This is a genomic window from Vibrio sp. 10N.261.51.F11, from assembly GCF_041471665.1.
GTDB classification, from domain to species: domain Bacteria; phylum Pseudomonadota; class Gammaproteobacteria; order Enterobacterales; family Vibrionaceae; genus Vibrio; species Vibrio crassostreae_C.
Genome location: NZ_JBFROW010000098.1, coordinates 1 through 18,261, shown reverse-complemented (window position 1 = coordinate 18,261; position 18,261 = coordinate 1). Strand labels below are relative to the sequence as shown.

General features: G+C 44.0%; 14 protein-coding genes and 2 tRNA genes. 9 read left to right on the top strand and 7 right to left on the bottom strand.

Annotated elements, in window-relative coordinates:
• Positions 1–35 precede the first annotated feature (35 nt).
• The 4 genes from mngA (at position 36) to manA (ending at position 7,247) form a co-directional block, all read left to right on the top strand.
• Positions 36–1,970, top strand: coding sequence for a PTS 2-O-a-mannosyl-D-glycerate transporter subunit IIABC (gene mngA / locus AB4351_RS21525; protein ID WP_017070591.1), 1,935 nt, complete (start codon positions 36–38; stop codon positions 1,968–1,970).
• A 235-nt stretch (positions 1,971–2,205) separates the two neighbouring features.
• Positions 2,206–4,845 (top strand): mannosylglycerate hydrolase, encoded by a 2,640-nt coding sequence (gene mngB, locus AB4351_RS21520; protein WP_372127130.1) that lies wholly within the window; start codon positions 2,206–2,208, stop codon positions 4,843–4,845.
• A 45-nt stretch (positions 4,846–4,890) separates the two neighbouring features.
• Positions 4,891–6,057: a glycerate kinase gene (locus tag AB4351_RS21515; RefSeq protein ID WP_372127128.1), complete on the top strand. Its 1,167-nt coding sequence runs from the start codon at positions 4,891–4,893 to the stop codon at positions 6,055–6,057.
• A gap of 2 nt (positions 6,058–6,059) precedes the next feature.
• Complete coding sequence (gene manA / locus AB4351_RS21510) at positions 6,060–7,247, top strand: mannose-6-phosphate isomerase, class I (protein WP_017070588.1); 1,188 nt, start codon at positions 6,060–6,062, stop codon at positions 7,245–7,247.
• Positions 7,248–7,478: 231 nt separating this feature from the next.
• Here manA and AB4351_RS21505 read toward each other — a convergent pair whose 3' ends face one another.
• Positions 7,479–7,769 carry a putative quinol monooxygenase gene (locus tag AB4351_RS21505; protein ID WP_017062602.1) on the bottom strand — a complete coding sequence of 97 codons (291 nt, stop codon included), beginning with the start codon at positions 7,767–7,769 and terminating at the stop codon, positions 7,479–7,481.
• A 228-nt stretch (positions 7,770–7,997) separates the two neighbouring features.
• Positions 7,998–9,140: an acyl-CoA desaturase gene (locus AB4351_RS21500; protein ID WP_372127126.1), complete on the bottom strand. Its 1,143-nt coding sequence runs from the start codon at positions 9,138–9,140 to the stop codon at positions 7,998–8,000.
• Positions 9,141–9,306: 166 nt separating this feature from the next.
• On the opposite strand from AB4351_RS21500, the gene AB4351_RS21495 reads away from it, so the two are divergent.
• Positions 9,307–9,852 carry a GNAT family N-acetyltransferase gene (locus AB4351_RS21495; protein ID WP_372127124.1) on the top strand — a complete coding sequence of 182 codons (546 nt, stop codon included), beginning with the start codon at positions 9,307–9,309 and terminating at the stop codon, positions 9,850–9,852.
• Between the two features lie 157 nt (positions 9,853–10,009).
• Here AB4351_RS21495 and AB4351_RS21490 read toward each other — a convergent pair whose 3' ends face one another.
• The 5 genes from AB4351_RS21490 to AB4351_RS21470 form a co-directional block, all read right to left on the bottom strand.
• A complete protein-coding gene (locus AB4351_RS21490) occupies positions 10,010–11,035 on the bottom strand; it encodes a GGDEF domain-containing protein (RefSeq protein WP_170964249.1) in 1,026 nt (341 codons plus the stop codon).
• A 282-nt stretch (positions 11,036–11,317) separates the two neighbouring features.
• Positions 11,318–12,253, bottom strand: coding sequence for a ribosome biogenesis GTPase YlqF (ylqF, locus tag AB4351_RS21485; RefSeq protein WP_029405588.1), 936 nt, complete (start codon positions 12,251–12,253; stop codon positions 11,318–11,320).
• A gap of 158 nt (positions 12,254–12,411) precedes the next feature.
• Positions 12,412–12,726: a cytochrome c gene (locus AB4351_RS21480; RefSeq protein WP_372127122.1), complete on the bottom strand. Its 315-nt coding sequence runs from the start codon at positions 12,724–12,726 to the stop codon at positions 12,412–12,414.
• 88 nt (positions 12,727–12,814) lie between these two features.
• On the bottom strand, positions 12,815–13,819 hold the full coding sequence (gene ltaE / locus AB4351_RS21475) for a low-specificity L-threonine aldolase (RefSeq protein WP_372055212.1): 1,005 nt from the start codon (positions 13,817–13,819) through the stop codon (positions 12,815–12,817).
• A gap of 39 nt (positions 13,820–13,858) precedes the next feature.
• Positions 13,859–14,374, bottom strand: coding sequence for an NUDIX hydrolase (locus AB4351_RS21470; protein ID WP_372127120.1), 516 nt, complete (start codon positions 14,372–14,374; stop codon positions 13,859–13,861).
• Positions 14,375–14,661: 287 nt separating this feature from the next.
• Here AB4351_RS21470 and AB4351_RS21465 point away from each other — a divergent pair, with 287 nt between their 5' ends.
• From AB4351_RS21465 to AB4351_RS21450, 4 genes are all read left to right on the top strand, one after another.
• Positions 14,662–16,317 (top strand): ATPase RavA domain-containing protein, encoded by a 1,656-nt coding sequence (locus tag AB4351_RS21465; RefSeq protein ID WP_017067123.1) that lies wholly within the window; start codon positions 14,662–14,664, stop codon positions 16,315–16,317.
• Between the two features lie 11 nt (positions 16,318–16,328).
• Positions 16,329–17,774 (top strand): ATPase RavA stimulator ViaA, encoded by a 1,446-nt coding sequence (gene viaA, locus AB4351_RS21460; protein ID WP_017070584.1) that lies wholly within the window; start codon positions 16,329–16,331, stop codon positions 17,772–17,774.
• A gap of 199 nt (positions 17,775–17,973) precedes the next feature.
• A tRNA-Cys gene (locus tag AB4351_RS21455) sits at positions 17,974–18,047 on the top strand.
• Positions 18,048–18,092: 45 nt separating this feature from the next.
• A tRNA-Gly gene (locus AB4351_RS21450) sits at positions 18,093–18,168 on the top strand.
• Positions 18,169–18,261: the final 93 nt, after the last annotated feature.

Sequence of the window (18,261 nt, the reverse complement as noted above, 5' to 3'; positions counted from 1 at the left end):
CTGTCGTACTAATCTGTGACTATGGGACAAAGGTTATGAAACTTACTACTCTAACGAATAAGTCGCTCGTAAATCTGCAAACTACGTTTAGCAGTCGAGAAGAAGCGATTTACGCACTTGCTGACCAACTGAATCAGCAAGGCAAACTGCACAACAAACAAGAGTATCTTGATGCAGTATTTGCTCGTGAAGAGCAAGGCCCGACAGCGCTTGGCGAAGGCCTAGCAGTACCGCACGGCAAGACTGACGCGGTTAAAGAAGCTGGTTTCGCTGTTGCAACATTGAAAGAAGACATGAAATGGAAAGGCCTAGATGAAGACGAAGATGTGAATCTTATCTTCCTAATTGCCATTCCAAATGCAGAAGCGGGTTCTACCCACATGCACCTGCTGACCGAACTGACAACCACATTGGTTGATGACGATGTTCGTGAAGCAGTATTAAAAGCAACAACCGCTGATGAAATCTTCGCGCTTCTTGATGGCGATAATCAGCAAGAAGAAAAACAAGACAACTTAGATACAAATGCGCCGACAATTGTATGTGTTACTGCTTGCCCTGCAGGCATTGCTCACACCTATATGGCTGCAGAATACCTTGAAAAAGCGGGCAAAAAGCTTGGCTACAAGGTTCATGTTGAAAAGCAGGGCGCAAATGGCATTGAAGATCGTTTGACGGCTGAGCAATTAAACAATGCTGTGGCGTGTGTTTTTGCTGCTGAAGTCGCGATTAAAGAAGTGGATCGTTTTAACGGAATCCCTCGTGTTGAAACGCCAGTTGCAGAACCGATTAAACACGGTGAACGCATTCTAAATGAAGCGATTGAAGAGTCGAAAAAAGGTAACGGTGCAGAACGCACAGTGGCTACTGATGACAAACCGAAAAAACTGCCACTGAAAACTGAGCTTAAACAAGCGCTGCTTTCTGGTATTTCTTACGCAGTTCCTCTTATCGTTGCTGGTGGTACTGTTCTTGCGGTTGCTGTTCTTATCGCGCAAATTTTTGACCTGCAAGAGCTTTACGCAACAAAAGATTCTTGGCTGTGGATGTATCGTAAATTAGGTGGCGGCCTATTAGGTACATTAATGGTGCCAGTACTGGCAGCTTACACTGCTTACTCATTAGCCGACAAACCGGCACTTGGTCCTGGTTTTGCTGCGGGTATTGCTGCAAACATCATTGGTTCAGGTTTCCTAGGCGGTGTTGTTGGTGGTTTGATTGCGGGTTACGTGATGCGCTGGGTGAAAGAGCATGTTCGCTTAGGCCCTGCATTTAACGGCTTCCTTACTTTCTACCTTTACCCGGTGATTGGTACTTTGGTAGCGGGTAGCTTGATGCTGTTTGTTATCGGTAAACCTGTTGCGTTCTTAAACCAAGGTTTAACGGACTGGTTGAACGGTATGTCAGGCACCAATGCGTTGTTATTGGGTGCAATTTTAGGTCTGTTTGTATCATTCGACCTAGGTGGTCCGGTAAACAAAGCTGCTTACGCATTCTGTTTAGGTGCAATGGCAAACGGTGTTTATGGTCCTTACGCAATCTTTGGCTCAGTAAAAATGGTATCGGCGTTCACGGTAACGGCTTCTACCATGATTGCTCCACGCTTATTCAAAGACTTTGAGATTGAAACCGGTAAATCTACATGGCTACTTGGTCTTGCGGGTATTACTGAAGGTGCAATCCCAATGGCGATTGAAGATCCAATCCGTGTAATCGGCTCATTCTTACTAGGCTCTGTAGTAACAGGTGCAATGGTGGGTGCGGCAGGTATTGGTCTATCCACTCCGGGCGCAGGTATCTTCTCTATTTTCTTGTTACACGATTCTGGTTTAGGCGCATTCTCTGCTGCTGCAATCTGGTTCGGTGCTGCGATTGTCGGCACAGTGATTTCAACCATTACTCTTCTGATGTGGCGTGGTCACGCGGTAAAAAAGGGTAAATTTGAAGCAAGTACTGCAACACAGAACTAACTGAATTTTGAGTTAGCTCCTAACTCACTGCGAAATCAATATATAAAAAATAACAAACAACTGGCTGCCCTAAATACCTGTGCTCCTAACGGTTTTATTCACACAGATTCTGGGCGTGGTTTTCTGCACCCTAAATTTAGTGGCAGCCAATTTTAACCCCTTGAAAAATTTAATTTAGTCGTATTTGGGTTCGAACTTTAGTTTTACTCGAAGCGACACATTTAGGTAAATGATTATGACTACATCACGCGTACATATTACTCCTCACATGCACTGGGATCGTGAATGGTATTTCACAACAGAAGAGTCTCGTATTCTTCTTGTGAACAACATGGAAGAAATCATGAACCGTCTGGAGAGCGATCCAGAATACAAATACTACGTTCTAGATGGTCAAACCGCCGTTTTAGAAGACTACTTCGCAATCAAACCAGAAAACACAGAGCGCGTAAAAGCATTGGTTGAAGCGGGCAAGTTAATTATTGGCCCTTGGTATTCTCAAACCGACACAATGCAAGTTTCTGGTGAGTCAATTGTACGCAACATGATGTATGGTATTCGTGACTGTATGAAGTTTGGCGATGCAATGAAGATTGGTTACCTACCAGATTCATTCAGCATGAGCTCACAGCTGCCAATGATCTACAACGGCTTCGACATCACGCGTGCAATGTTCTGGCGTGGTTGTTCAGAGCGTCATGGCACCAACAAAACAGAATTCTTATGGCAGTCTAATGACGGCAGTGAAGTAACGGCACAAGTGCTTCCGCTGGGTTACGCGATTGGTAAATACCTTCCACAAGACGAAGAAGGCTTGCGTGCTCGTTTAGATAAGTACTTCCCAGTGCTAGAAAAGCCATCGGTGACTAAAGATATCTTGCTACCGAACGGCCACGACCAAATGCCGATTCAAAAAGACATCTTTGAAGTAATGGACAAGCTTCGCGAAATCTACCCAGATCGTGAATTCTCAATGAGCCGTTACGAAGAAGTGTTCGAGAAAGTAGAAGCGGCGCGCGACCAACTCGACACAATCAAAGGCGAGTTCAACGACGGTAAATACATGCGTGTTCACCGTACGATCTCTTCTACACGTATGGACATCAAACTGATCCATGCGGAAATCGAAAACAAGATTGTAAACATCCTAGAACCTCTAGCGTCTATCGCTTGGACATTAGGTTTCGAATACCACCATGGTTTGATTGCGAAAATGTGGAAAGAGAGCATGAAGAACCACGCTCATGACTCGATTGGCTGCTGCTGTTCTGACAAGGTTCACGCTGAAATCCTAAACCGTTACATCCTTGCGGACGACATGGCGACCAACCTGATTCATTTCTACAAGCGTAAGATTGTTGACCACATGCCAGATCGCGAAGGTTGCGACAAACTGGCGATGTTTAACCTTTCTCCGTACGAGCGTGAAGAAGTGGTGAACACAACCATTACTATCCGTGCTCAAGAATTTTCAATCTTTGATGAAAACGAAAACCCAGTTGAGTACTTCATCCAAGACAAGCGCCAAATTGACCCAGGTAAAGTAGACCGCCAAATCGTTCACTACGGTAACTACGACCCGTTCATGGAGTTTGATATTCAAATCAAACGCACTGTTCCAGCTATGGGCTTCACCACGTTACATATCCAAGGTAACGAGAAGGGCGCTGTAAAAGTTGCCGAGCAAAAGGACTACCTATTAGAAAACGAGTACTACCGAATCAATGTGAACGACAACGGTACTCTGACTATTTTCGATAAAGAGACAGAGCAAGTGTTCGACCAAGTACTTCGTTTGGAAGACGGTTCTGATGACGGCGATGAGTACGATTACTCTCCATCTCGTCAAGAATGGTTACTGTACTCAGACGAGTTCCCAGTCGAAACATCGATTGACCACCAAGGCTTCCAATCGGTAGCGAACATCGCTTTCCGAATGAACGTACCTGCAAACCTTGCAGAGCGTGAAGAACGCACGGGTCAAAACGGATTCGTTGAAGCGCAATGCCAAGTGGTATTGAAGCAAGGTTCTCGCCGCATTGAAGTACGTATGGAACTAGACAACCAAGCCGACGACCACCGTGTACGTGTCTTAGTACCAACGCCATTCGTTTCTGAAACTGTGGTTGCGGATAACCAGTTCGGTTGTATTACTCGACCAACCAATGACCCAGCAATGGCGGTTTGGGAAGAAGAAAAGTGGAAAGAAGCACCAGTTCCTGTGTATCAGTTAATGAACTTTGCAGCGTTAGAAAACGGCAAAGCGGGTATGGCGATCATGTCGAATGGTCTGCGTGAATTTGAAGTGATTGCATCCCAAGGTGGCGAGAATAGAGATACCTTCGCACTGACACTATTCCGCGGTATTGGCGTATTAGGCAAAGAAGAGCTATTGCTTCGTCCGGGCCGTCCATCAGGCATCAAGATCCCGACCCCTGATTCACAAGTGCGCGGCAAGCTAGTGTGTGAATTCACGCTGTGTGGCTTCTCTGGCAACCATATTGACGCGAACATCATGGCGCAAGCACGTGACAATGTCACTCAAATCGAATGCTACAACAAGATCCCTTACAACGCGATGAAGCTCAACGTGGGTGAGCAGAACCTACCTATGAGTTTTAGCCTTCTGTCTAAGCAACAATCAGGCGCGGTGTTGAGTGTGCTGAAGAAAGCGGAAGACGAAGATGCACTGATCATGCGTGTCTACAACCCGGCAGAATCGGGTTCAGTATCGGATTCAATCTCTTTTACTCAAGCGGTTTCAAGCTGGAAAGAGACAAGCATGGACGAGCGCGTACGCGAAGGTGATGTAGCATCTGAAGAGTTCGGCCAGATAGCACCTTGCCAAGCAAAAACATTCCAAATCAAATTCTAATTTCGATAACCCGCTCACCTTGGTGGGCGGGAATGGTGAACGACAATGAAAATTGTAATTGCCCCTGATTCATTTAAAGAATCACTCGACGCTCATCAAGTTGCGTCTTGCATTGAGCGTGGATTTACCGATGTTTTCCCTTACGCAGAGTTTGTGAAAATGCCACTCGCCGATGGCGGAGAAGGCACGGTAGACGTGTTGCTAGAGGCGCTCAATGGTAAGAAGCAACGGCTGCACACGACGGATCCAATCGGGCGTGAATGTACGGCTTATTGGGCTTCGTTGGAACAGACTGTTGATGGCGCCAACGTAAAAACTGCCTTGGTGGAATTTGCTCAAGCATCGGGTTTAGACCTATTAACCGTAGAAGAAAGAGCACCGTTAACCGCATCTTCGTTTGGTACTGGGCTATTGATCAAAGATGCACTAGATCAAGGTGTTGAACAAATCATTATTGGTTTGGGCGGCAGCGCAACCAATGATGCAGGTGCTGGCATCTTACAAGCGTTGGGAGGCAAGTTATTAGACAAGCAAGGCAACGAGCTATCTGGTGGCGGCGCCGAATTAAGCCGGTTAGCAAGCATCGATCTTGAAGGACTGCACCCTAGATGCAAAGAAGTGACGTTCGTGGTCGCGTGTGATGTGAATAATCCATTATGTGGCGAAAGCGGAGCCAGTACTGTGTTTGGTCCGCAAAAAGGCGCATCAAAAGCTCAAGTTGAACAACTTGATACTGCGATCGGGCACTTTGCCGATATCGCTCAAGCACATACGGGTACTAATCATCGCGACACAGCTGGATTTGGTGCTGCTGGTGGTACACCTCTGGGGTTAAGTCTTGCATTCAATATCCAAATTAAAGCGGGTATTGAGATGGTATTAGATGCCTTGGATGCAGATAAGGTTCTTGAAGGTGCTTCACTGGTCGTGACCGGAGAGGGGCAGATGGACAACCAAACCCTGCAAGGTAAAACACCTTTCGGCATCGCTCAGCGAGCTCAAAAGTTGAGTATTCCAACCATTGGAATTGCGGGCTCTTTGGGGCAAGACGTTGAAAAACTTTACGGCTCAATGTCTAGCTTATTTGGAACCGTACGTTCACCTCAGTCTTTAGACCAAGTTTTATCAGAAGCGAATCAAAACCTGACTCGCACTGCCCGTAATATCGCCGCCACGCTCAAGCTTGGTAGCCAGATTTTTAATGAGAAGTAATTATGTCTCTATTTAAACTCGACAACGTTATTCAAAACTACGCATGGGGAAGCAAAGACTCCATTAACCAATTGTTTGGTATTGTGAACCCAAACCAGGAACCTCAAGCAGAAATTTGGATGGGTGCTCATCCAAATGGTTGTTCAAAGGTAGGCGATACCGGTGAATCGCTTTCTCACATGATTGATGAAAACAAAATCGATGTCTTAGGCGGATACACGGCGGCTCGTTTCGGTGAATTGCCTTTCTTGTTTAAGGTGTTGGCCGCTGAAACACCGTTATCGATTCAGGTTCACCCGAACAAGCGAAAATCAGAATTAGGTTTTGAGCGTGAGAATGCACTTGGTATCCCTTTGAATGCGTCTAATCGCAACTACAAAGATCCAAACCATAAACCTGAGTTGGTTTATGCGTTGACCTTCTACAAAGCGATGAATGGCTTTCGTCCAATCGACGACATTATTGCCTTGTTCGAAGAAGCGGATATTCCTTCGTTAGCGATTGAGCTTAATGTACTAAAAGCCAATGCCGACAGTGATTCTTTGAAGTCGTTCTTTAGCGCCATTATGTCTCTTGAAGGTGACCGCAAAGCGTCTGCGCTTAATGAGCTTTATGCTGCACATGCGCGACCAGCCAAAACGGTCATGGGGCGTGAAGCTCTTCAATACAGCATCGAATTCAAACAGCATTATCCAGGTGATATTGGCTTATTTGCACCATTAATGCTTAACACGGTTGAGCTGGCGCCCGGTGAAGCGATGTTCCTGTTCGCAGAAACCCCACATGCTTATGTTCAAGGTACGGGTTTAGAGATTATGGCAAACTCAGACAATGTGCTGCGTGCCGGTCTCACTCCCAAATATATCGATGTCCCTGAGCTTATCGACAACACAATCTTTGAGCCGATTAAGCCAGAAGATATCCGCCTTAAGCCTGTATTGAAAGAGGGCAAGATGAGTTATCCGATTCCAGTGGATGACTTTGGCTTTGATATCTTGTCTGCGACTGATGAGAGCAAGTCACAGTATCTACGTAGCGCGGAGATCTTGTTCTGTGTGGAAGGAGAGGCGACCGTCACTTCAGAAGGGCGGTCAGTTTCTCTTAAGCCCGGAGAATCGGTCTTTGTAAGTAGTAATTCAAGTGTTTACCAATATCAAGGGAATGGCATTTTGGCTCGTGCTTTTAACTAGTGCCCCCGTGCTAGCGATCAGCAAAAGAAATGTCAGAGTGCCACTGTAAAGTGGTACTCAATATTGGATTGATGGTTGTTACCTATCTGTCTTTGACAGTCATGATTATTGACCATACCCGCTACTCTGGCGGGTTTTTTCATTATTAGAATGAGCAGATATAAGCTTGTAGAAAAGACAAACCCTGCGATCAGAGCAGGGCTTTTTATTGAATTAGTACTGAGTGACTGGTTAGGCAATGTGCGTCATTTTATTAAGCACAAAGGTTTCAATACAACCTTCAGTCGCAGCCATGTAGTCAGCGATGTGTTGGCTCGCTAAGTGTTTCTCTAGATGAACTTCAGACTCCCAGTTCTCATGAAAAACGAAGTGAGCAGGGTTACTGTTATCTTGGTGCAGATCGTAGTTAATACAGCCGTCTTCAACACGGGTTTTATCGATCAATTTAATCATCTCAGCTTTTACAAGCTCAGTTTTGTCTTCTTTAGAGACGATCGTTGCAATAATAGTCAGTTTGCTCATTTTCAATTCCTTCGCTTTAAACTCGGTAAGTTTAAGTAATATAAGTATAAATTCAGAATGAAGAAAGAGTTCTGAAATCCAATAACTATGGTTCTTACCATCCACAATTCAAACTCGAGAGCATAGGGCCAGAGCCGAGTAGGTTATGCTTATTAAAAAAAGCCCTCATAGCAATATGAGGGCTTTTGAATAAGAATCAAACTGGGGTGTTAAGCGTACTGTCTTACCTTAAGCGTATTGCTCAACCGTCATTGCCCAATTTTTCTTCTGTTGTTCGAAATTCATTTTGATTTGCTGATAACGAACCTTAAGAACAGAGTGTTCGTACTTCTTCACAACGTCTTCGCGCTTGCTTTCAAGTAGCTGTTTTTTAACTTCGTAATATTCGTTCATGTTTGATACTAGAGCATCAAACTCTTGTTGAAGCTTCTCTGCGATTTGTTGCTTGTCGGCACGATGCATGATTTTTTGCTGGGTGCGTTTAAGTAACATTGACGCTTCAGCTTTCTCAATACGAGCTTGAGGGGTTTTCTTAAGCTTACTTGCCAGTCCCATCAACGAAGCACTCTTAATCAACCATTTTGTTGGATCGTATTGCCACCAGTAGATGCCGTTACGGTAGTCGTTCTCAAAGATGTGGTGGAAGTTGTGGTAGCCTTCGCCGAAAGTGAGTACTGCTAACACACCGTTATCACGCGCTGTGTTTTTGTCAGTAAAAGGTTGGCTACCCCAGATGTGAGCAAGAGAGTTAATAAAGAATGTTGTGTGGTGGTTAAGTACCAAACGAACTGCACCTACGATTAACAACATGCCAATCACGTCACCGTAAATCAAGCCTAAAGCGATAGGAACACCGAAATTCATTAGTAATGCTAACAGAACATAGTGCTTGTGCTGCCACATAACAATCTTATCTTTTTTAAGGTCACGGCAGTTTTCGTAGTTTTCGTACATTGAGGTGCTGTAATTACGAATCATCCAGCCAATGTGTGAGTACCAAAATCCACGTTTTGCAGAGTATGGGTCTTTGTCGTTGTTATCGACATGCTTGTGGTGAACACGGTGATCAGAAGACCAGTGTAGCGCGCTGTTCTGCAGGGCAAATGCACCACCTAATGCAAACAGGAATCTTAGGCTTGAATGCGCTTCAAACGCTTTATGTGACCATAAGCGGTGATAACCTGTCGTGATTGAAAGGTTACAGAACGTAAAGCAGATTGCTAGCCATATCCAGTGCTCCATGCCATAGCCAAAAAAGTAGCCATAAACGGGAGCCGCTACAACAGCAAGCAGCATACTAAAAGAGAACACAAAAATATTGAGCCAGATTAATGGCGGCTTTTTTGTAGATTGTTTGTCGGCACTATTCATTAGCAAATTTCCATTGGGCTTACATCTGTGCGCTAGAATATCAGCGTACACGTGTAAGTCAATATTGAAAGTGTAAACGTGTATTAGTATGTTTTGCTTAAATATTGTATAAAGGTAGTGTGAAATGTAGTAGCAAGTCATAAATGGAAGTACTAAGGGCTAATAAATGGAAATTAAGGTAGCTGAATATAAAGATTATGAGCGGATTGCCCAATTACACGCGGATAGCTGGAAGCTATATTACCGTGGCATTCTTGCTGATGATTACTTAGAAAATGATGTTTTGGAGGACAGATCTGTTATTTGGCAGACTCGTTTGATTAATCCTCCTTTCAACCAACATGTTTTATTGCTTGAAGAAGGTGGTTTACTGGTTGGTTTCGTCTGCGCGTTCGGTAATCACAACTTTGAACGTGGCACGTTCATTGATGCGCTACACGTAGACAATAATTATCGTGGTCGAGGTGTAGGCAAGCGTTTGTTGTCTGAATTATCGAAGTGGTTGCAACAATACTATTCGGACTCAGGGCTCTACCTAGAGGTGATGTCTGAGAACCACCAAGCGATTGCTTTTTATCAGGCGATTGGCGGTAAAGAAGAACTTGAGCAAGTTTGGAACGCGCCATGCGGCAGCCAAGTGAACGAGAAAGTGATTTCTTGGAACTCTCCCGTTGAGCTTGAACAGAAAACAGCAAGCGTCGTGTATTCTTAGTAGATTCATGTGAGTACTGTTTATTTGAGTTCTTATCGAAGCTAATTTAAAGCAGAAGAACAAAGACAAAAGCCCCGAGCATTAAATTGTTCGGGGCTTTTTTGATTGAATTGGTGGTCATTAAATGAATCGCTAAGGAGCGTGAAATATTGGCCGACTAATCACACCATGTGATCTTATTTCTACCGCCTTTCTTCGAAATGTAAAGTGCTTGGTCAGCGTCGTCGATAAGCTGCTCGACAGAACCAAGGGCTTGAGGGGCATGTTTCACACCGATTGAAATTGTTACTTCTAATCTAAGGCGAGTAGGGGATTCTAAAAGGGCATTAACTAGCGATTCAATTGAAGCCTCGGTTTCTCCTTGGACCAGCACCAAAAACTCTTCACCGCCGTATCGAAAGCAGTTACTGCTAGTCGGTAGTCGTTTTTGAATCTCATCGGCCAGTTCTTTAATCACCATGTCACCCATTTGATGGCCGTAGGTGTCGTTAATCGATTTGAAATGATCAATATCTATCATGATCGATGTAATGGATCGCTGACGGTCTATGCTCGGTTCTATCACCTGATGAAGATAAAGGCGGTTGTAGCAACCTGTTAGTGCGTCTTGATAGGAAAGGGCCTCGAACATATTGGACTGTTTGCGAAGCTGAATCGCTTGTTTGCGGAGTTGCTCGGATTGAGCGAAACGTTTGTGTACTTCCAGGTCACGTCTAATACAGGCCGCTGAGATTAGGATGTAAGCCGAGATATAAACGGAAATTATTTCTATTTCATGCTCTGGCTCCGCTTCATAAAGCAGTGGCGCAAGGCCGATGAGATAAGCCAAAAAGATAAACGACAGCGTAGATATACTGTATCTGGCTGACAATCTTGAAAACGTACCAATGTAGATCATCACTAAAATGATGCCACCTTGGTAATCGAAGTTGTTCAGCTCGATGGCTAGTCGACCGACATAAACTAAGAAAAGTGAGCTAATTACAAGGAAGGCACTTTCTACGAGTTCCAAAACGTTGGGTTTGTTTGTAATACAGTATCTGGCGGCGGCCATCATCAATAAAAAAAGTATGACTCGGAAAATGATAGGCGTAATGCACTCGCTACCAAAGTGGATGTAGTCGGTGACGATAAAAGCACAGAATATTGAGATAGGGATGTAGATGAAATTTATGTACGGCAAATAAATTTCATTATCGAAATAGGTTTTAAATCTTTGATTCTTGAACCCAGAATAAGAGCGCATTGAGAAATTAGCCGAGATTGATACACAATAATTTGCGTAGTATGTCACAGTCTTTGGGATTGTAAACGACCATTTCTATAGATTTGTCAGTATGTTAGCTAGATCAACAAACGGTAGCGGGCAATATTCACGCTCTATTATCGATAGAGCGTGAATATCTAGAGGCTGGTGTAAGAGTGGTAAACAGAAATTAAAGCAGATTATAAAAACTAATCGCGATTAACGCTTGTTCTTCAGGTAACGCTTACGACGCTCTTCTTTTTTCTTAATCTGTTGTTCCGCTTTCAGCGCAGCCGCTTCTTCAACTTCGATCAGCTCTTGTGTGATCATTTCTGGCAACTCAAGCGTTACCTTACCTAAAGTGCCATTACGCAATTCGTGAAGCAGGATTTCTGAACATTTGTGAATGTCGATATGACCACCGGCACGAAGTGCACCACGCTTACGACCAATTGCTTCCATCAATTCGATGTCAGACTCTGGCAGCTCTTCAATTTGGTAACGCTCTTGCAAAAGGTTAGGGTACTGCTTTGCTAGGTATTCTACTGTGTAGAATGCCACTTCATCGTATTCCATCGCTGTATCTTTTACAGCACCTGTTGCAGCCAAGCGGAAGCCACTGTGTGGGTTTTCTACTTTAGGCCAAAGGATTCCTGGAGTATCTGAAAGGATCACGCCATTTTGCAGATTGATACGTTGTTGGCGACGAGTTACCGCAGGTTGGTTACCAGTAACCGCAATCGTACGTCCAGCCAAGCAGTTGATGATGGTCGATTTACCCACGTTCGGGATGCCCATGATCATTGTACGAATGTTTTTGCCCATCTGTTCACGGTGCGGTGCCAGTTTACGTACCAGCTCCATAACGTGGTTAACTTCTTCTTTTACGCTAGTCGTAATCGCAATCGCTTTAACGCCTTGCTCCTTCTCGAAGTGCTCAATCCAACGTTGAGTCAGTTCAGGATCTGCAAGGTCACGCTTGTTCAGCACTTTTACACAAGGCTTATCGCCGCGCAGTGAAGAGATCATTGGGTTTTCACTACTGAACGGGATACGAGCGTCCAGTACTTCGATGATCACATCAACTTGTGGGATAACTTCTTCGATTTCTTTGCGGGCTTTATGCATGTGACCCGGAAACCATTGAATAGACATAGAGATAAACCTTGATAAATATATTTGCTGCACATTGTAAGGGTTGGATGATACGTGTAAAGGTATATCTATCCCGACCTTCAATGAGCTTGCTTGAAGTATAGGCGACTTGGTGATGTTTATTTAGCTGATGATTGACCTATTGAAGGTGGGAGCCGCTAATATTGTAAAGCGTAAAAAGCCGCTATGTCTTTCAAATCTTGATCGTTAAGCTTACTTAGTTGCGCTCGCATCATATCCGCGTAATCGCCCTGCCTATCTCCGGTTTGATACGCTTTCATTGTATTAAAGAGATAGGTTGGATCTTGGCCAGAAAGCTTAGGATAGGAGTTATTAGTCGATTGACTGGTAGGGTTATGACAAAAAACGCAGCTTGGTGATTTAACTTTACCTAGTTCAGCGTCGCCAAAATCAGAGGCATGAAGGTTAGAGGAAAGAGCTAGTAATATTAGAGCGAAGGTTGGGTAATGCACGTTTTTACTCCGATAAAAACATGATTATAAAGCTTCCCCTAAGAGGAAGCTCAAGTCTTATTTGTTCTGGGTGAACATTTAGTATGGCTTAAAGCGCATTTTCCAACTTAGTTAGGAAAGTAGCGATGTCTTCTGAACTGATATCTCTATGAGTAACAAATCGAACAGGGTTCCCTGGTGACATCGTAATGCCTTGTTCGCCCAGTTCGCGTGCGATTCGGTTGATATCCACAGACTCATCTAACTTAGCAAATACAATGTTAGTTTGAATGAAATCAGGGTTAACAGAAAAACCTTCTAGTTTGCTTAAACCAATCGCTAGATTTTTTGCGTTCTCGTGGTCAGCTTTAAGTTGAGTAACGTTCTCTGTTAAAGCCATTTTTCCCGCTGCGGCAAGAATACCTGCTTGGCGCATACCGCCACCGACCATTTTACGTAGTCGACGTGCTTTTGCGATGTATTCTTTGTTGCCAAGAAGTAATGAACCGATAGGAGCGCCTAAACCTTTCGATAAGCAAATCGTCATAGAATCGAAATGTTGTGCGATCTCTTTGATGTGTACATCTAATGCGACTGCTGCGTTATAGACGCGCGCGCCATCTAGGTGCATTTGAAGTCTGTGTTGGTTTACGAACTCACGTGCTTCCGCTAGATAAGACATTGGCAGGACTTTACCATTGATCGTGTTTTCTAAACTAAGAAGCTTGGTACGAGCAAAGTGGCTGTCGTCGGGCTTAATCGCAGCGGCAAGCTTTTTAAAGTCTAAAGTACCGTCTGGGTTATTCTCGATTGGTTGAGGTTGGATAGAACCAAGGACCGCAGCGCCGCCAGCTTCGTATTTGTAGTTGTGCGCCTGCTGGCCACACAGATATTCATCACCACGCTCACAATGCGCCATTAAGCCAAGAAGGTTGGCTTGTGTACCTGAAGAGGTAAACATTGCCGCTTCAAAGCCTGTCTCATTTGCTGCCCACTGTTCTAGTTCGTTGACGGTTGGGTCATCGCCATAAACATCATCGCCCACTTCTGCGTTTGCCATTGCGTCACGCATGGCTTGTGAGGGTTTAGTTACGGTATCAGAACGAAAGTCCATGTTTCTCTCCTAGAGTACTTTAGGTAGTCATATAATTGGCTATAGATGGCCGCATAGTTGGGCTTTACTTAAACAAGCGATAGTTTTGGTATCGGTAATTTGATCGTGTCGTATTTTGTCGTGCAGTTCTTCTAGACTCAGTTCGATCACCTCTATGACTTCATCTTCGTCGCATTTAAAGCGGGTAGTGAGGCTTAAGTCTTTGGCGACGAACAAATGCTGAATCTCATCACAGAATCCAGCTAAAGGGGTGACTTGCCCCAAGCTTTGAAAAGAAGTTGCACTGTAACCTGTTTCTTCTTCCAGTTCGCGTTGGGCACATTGAAGAGGTGTCTCATCAATTTCCATAGTGCCTGCAGGTAACTCTAGAAGCCACTTTTTGAGAGAAGGGCGAAATTGATTAATGAGGATAATCTTTCCAGACGAAGTGATAGGAAGAATAACGGCCGCGCCAGGGTGGTTGATTGTTGTATGTTTTACCATGACGTTCGTAGGGAGCGTCACGTTCTCTTCTATAAGAGAAATACTTTTCCATTGATGGATAACTTTACTCATGCAGTCTGGCCACATTCCTTGCCAATTTGTCGATAACTGAAGACGTGCACCACCATAACGTCTATGGTGTCGAAAATAAAAGAAAAATTGGGTTTAGTTATAGATTTCGTTTTGCGCCGTTCGTGATGTTACTCTCATATTTGGAATCTATGATTACATGAAAATTACGACCCTAACCATCTGATATAAATGCAACTCAATAATAAAATACACTTGTAACAAAGTGCTAACAAATGTATAAAAACATATCTACACTATCAACAGTTAAAAGATTTCCGGAGTAACGCATGAACCCTTCTATTTCCTCACATGCTGACAAAGCGCTACTCTCTGAAAGAATCAATAAATTAGCGCATGCTCTATCCGATGGTGTCTATGAAAGAGAAGACACGATTAAGCTCTGTTTACTGGCGGCTCTCGCCGGCGAAAGTGTATTCCTATTAGGCCCTCCGGGCATCGCAAAAAGTCTTATTGCTAAACGCTTGATCCAAGCTTTTGACAATAGTAGCTATTTCGAATATTTGATGACACGTTTCTCTACGCCAGAGGAAGTGTTCGGTCCGCTAAGTATCCAAGAATTAAAAGATAACGGTCGTTATGTAAGACTGACCGAAGGCTACCTACCAACTGCACAAGTTGTATTCCTCGATGAGATCTGGAAAGCCGGCCCTGCAATCCTAAACACGCTACTTACTGTCGTTAACGAAAAGACTTTCAAAAACGGCAGTGATATTGAACGTGTACCGATGCGTCTACTAGTATCGGCATCCAACGAACTTCCAGATGAAGACAGCGGCTTGGAAGCACTTTATGACCGTATGTTGGTACGCGTGTTCGTGAACCGTATTCAAAACAAACAAAACTTCAAATCGATGCTGACGACGGGTACTTCTCAAGAAGCGGTAATTCCAAAAGGTTTGGCGATTACGGACATTGAATACCATCAATGGCAGAAAGAGCTCGATAAGCTGGAACTGACAGACAATTCGTTTGATAAGTTGTTTGAACTAAAAACCATGCTTGAAGAGACGGTTAAGAAGCAAGGCTCTGCTTCAGAGTCAGAATTGTATGTATCAGACAGACGCTGGAAGAAGGCCGTTAAACTATTGAAAGCGAGTGCGTTCTTTAGTGGTCGCGATAGCGTGAACCCTCTGGATATTATGCTTCTGCAAGATTGTTTGTGGCATAGCCCAGAATCACGTGATGTGGTTCGTAGCGTGGTGAAAGACTTTGCATTGAACCGAGCGTTTGATCAACAAGAGTCGAAAGCTCAAATTGAAATGTCTCGTGAAGAGTTAGAAGAGATTCAAGACGATGTTGAATCAACGTTGTCGGTGTCACTTTCTATGGAGTCAACCAGTGGCTTGTTGCGTAAAGATGTTTACCAGAATGACATCAAGAACGCGAAAATGTACAGTGTGGGCAGTGCTTACAATCTAGTGAAACTGGTTATGCTGCAAAGCAACATGTCGGTTTCTGAATCTGAGAAAGGCGATAGCCGTTGGGTATACGTAGCCAAAGACGATTTTGATCGTGTTCTTAAAGAAGGTCACGGTGATATTTACGGTTATGTAAACGAAAATAAAAACCTATGCCGTTTAAAACTCGACTTGGATGCATCAAACCAATTAGTGATTAAAGACATCGCCAATCGCTCTGTATTGGTGAGTGTGGTTACTACTGACGGTTTAGACCAAGAACTGTACAACAAGTGGTTGAGTGGCGCTGAGAAAGCCTTAGAACAGTTAACTGAAGCTGAATTCAAGTTAAAACGCGTTCGTACTGAATTCCATGATGCATTACCTCATAACTATATTGACCCTGATTTACCAAAAGCGATGGAAGCAAGTTTGCAATCGGTAACGCAAGATCTTGAAACCACGAAAGTGAAGAGTGCCAAGATCGCTCAGCGTATTAAGTTTATGAGCCAGTACTTCGAGTAAGAGGAGAGCATATGTTAGGAGCAGACGGCTTAAACCTCGCTTTGATGGTAGCTGATTCCGGAATCATTGATACCGCGATGAATGATCTCATCGCTCGTTCTCAAGTCATGATGGCTGCAGAGAACAAAGGTGTGAAAACATCAGTGAAAAACCACTTAGTTAAATGGCGCGGTAAAGTTAAAAAACGCGTTACTAAGGTGTGTGAAACTGATCGATTCCAAGAGGAAATCGCCCTTTACCAAGAAGTGATTTACTGGGATGAACCTCAGTTCTTTGATGAGATTGACAGCGTTATCAAAAAGCTGGAGTGGCACTCAGCGTTTTATCTACAAGCTCGACGCCTTATGGAGAACAACAAGGGTGTTTATAACGCGATGTTTCCACACTACTTTTGCGACCAATGGTACCAATCACTTTCTGATGCGATTAAACAAGCTCAAGTAACTGAACTCGAAACAAGCAAAGAAAAAGTCTTAGCCGATCTTTATCAGCGCATGGAAACCATGAAAAACATGGACAAAGTGACGGAGTCGGGTGATGAAGGCAGTGTAGGGCGCTTGTGGGACATGGCATCTGCCAAGTTAAGCAAAACAGACCTTACCATCATGAAACGTCATGCTGAGTTCTTGAATAAGCACAAGGGCTTGCAAGAGATCGCTGAAAAGCTAGGCCGTATGGCTGGCGAGGAAGATGATCCTTCGCTACACAAAGCCCCTGTAGAAGAATTGCAGATGGTTGAAGAGAAAAGCGATGAAGCGGTCGATGATATTGTTGGGATTCACGAAAGTGATGACCTCAACAAGATGCTGCCAAACGAAACCATGTTTCTAGCTTACCCTGAACTTGAGGTTATCTTTTACAAGCACTTGGCCGATAAGCGTTTACTGAGCTATCGCTCGCAAGGTAAATCACGCACGTTACGTAAAGTGAAAGCGCAAAAGCCAGATAGCAAGAACATCGATATAGAAAAGGGCCCGTTTATCGTCTGTGTGGACGCTTCGGGTTCTATGAGTGGCTTCCCTGAGCAGTCTGCTAAAGCAATGGCTTATGCCTTAATGCAAATTGCTCTTGCAGAAGAGAGAGACTGTTATGTGATTCTTTTTTCTTCTGAGCAGATTACCTATGAGTTAACCAGGCAAGATGGCCTACGTGAAGCTAGCGACTTCTTAAGTTACTCATTCCATGGCGGTACGGATTTGGAACCTGTTCTCATGAAGTCGATTGACCTAATGACGGGTGATAAATACAAGAATGCCGATTTAATCGTACTTTCTGACTTTATTGCGCCGAAACAATCAGACGAAATGATTGCTCAGGTTGAAAAGTTGAAAGAACACAAAAACCGTTTCCATGCGGTTAGTCTTTCTAAGTATGGCAACCCTCAACTTATGACTATGTTTGACCACTGCTGGGCGTATCATCCGAGTCTTGTCGGTCGTTTCATGAAGAAGTGGTAGCGCTAGAACATCTTGTTTAACTCGATTTTGCTGTGTGTTTTTTGATTAAAGAGATCGAACATGCAGCAATTTGATTTAAATGTCAGCAAACGGAATTTAAATTCACTTTTTTGTTTGACTATCTCCCCTCAATCCGTAAAGTAGGCACCCGAACACAGCGGTGCGGCTTACTTAAGTCCCTAAAGTGTTGAATTAAAAAGGCGCCTTGGCAGAGTGGCTATGCAGCGGATTGCAAATCCGTGGACCTCGGTTCGACTCCGGGAGGCGCCTCCATTCTTTCTCTTAGTTTTATAAGTAAGAGATATTAAGAATGAAAATGCGATACTAGCTCAGTTGGTAGAGCGCAACCTTGCCAAGGTTGAGGTCATCGGTTCGAACCCGATGTATCGCTCCATATTTTGTAGTGTTGGTTCATTTCGACATTAAGATGGTGTTTTACTTTTCAGTAATCGGCATCGCAATAAAGTATTGCGTGCCCTGGTGGTGG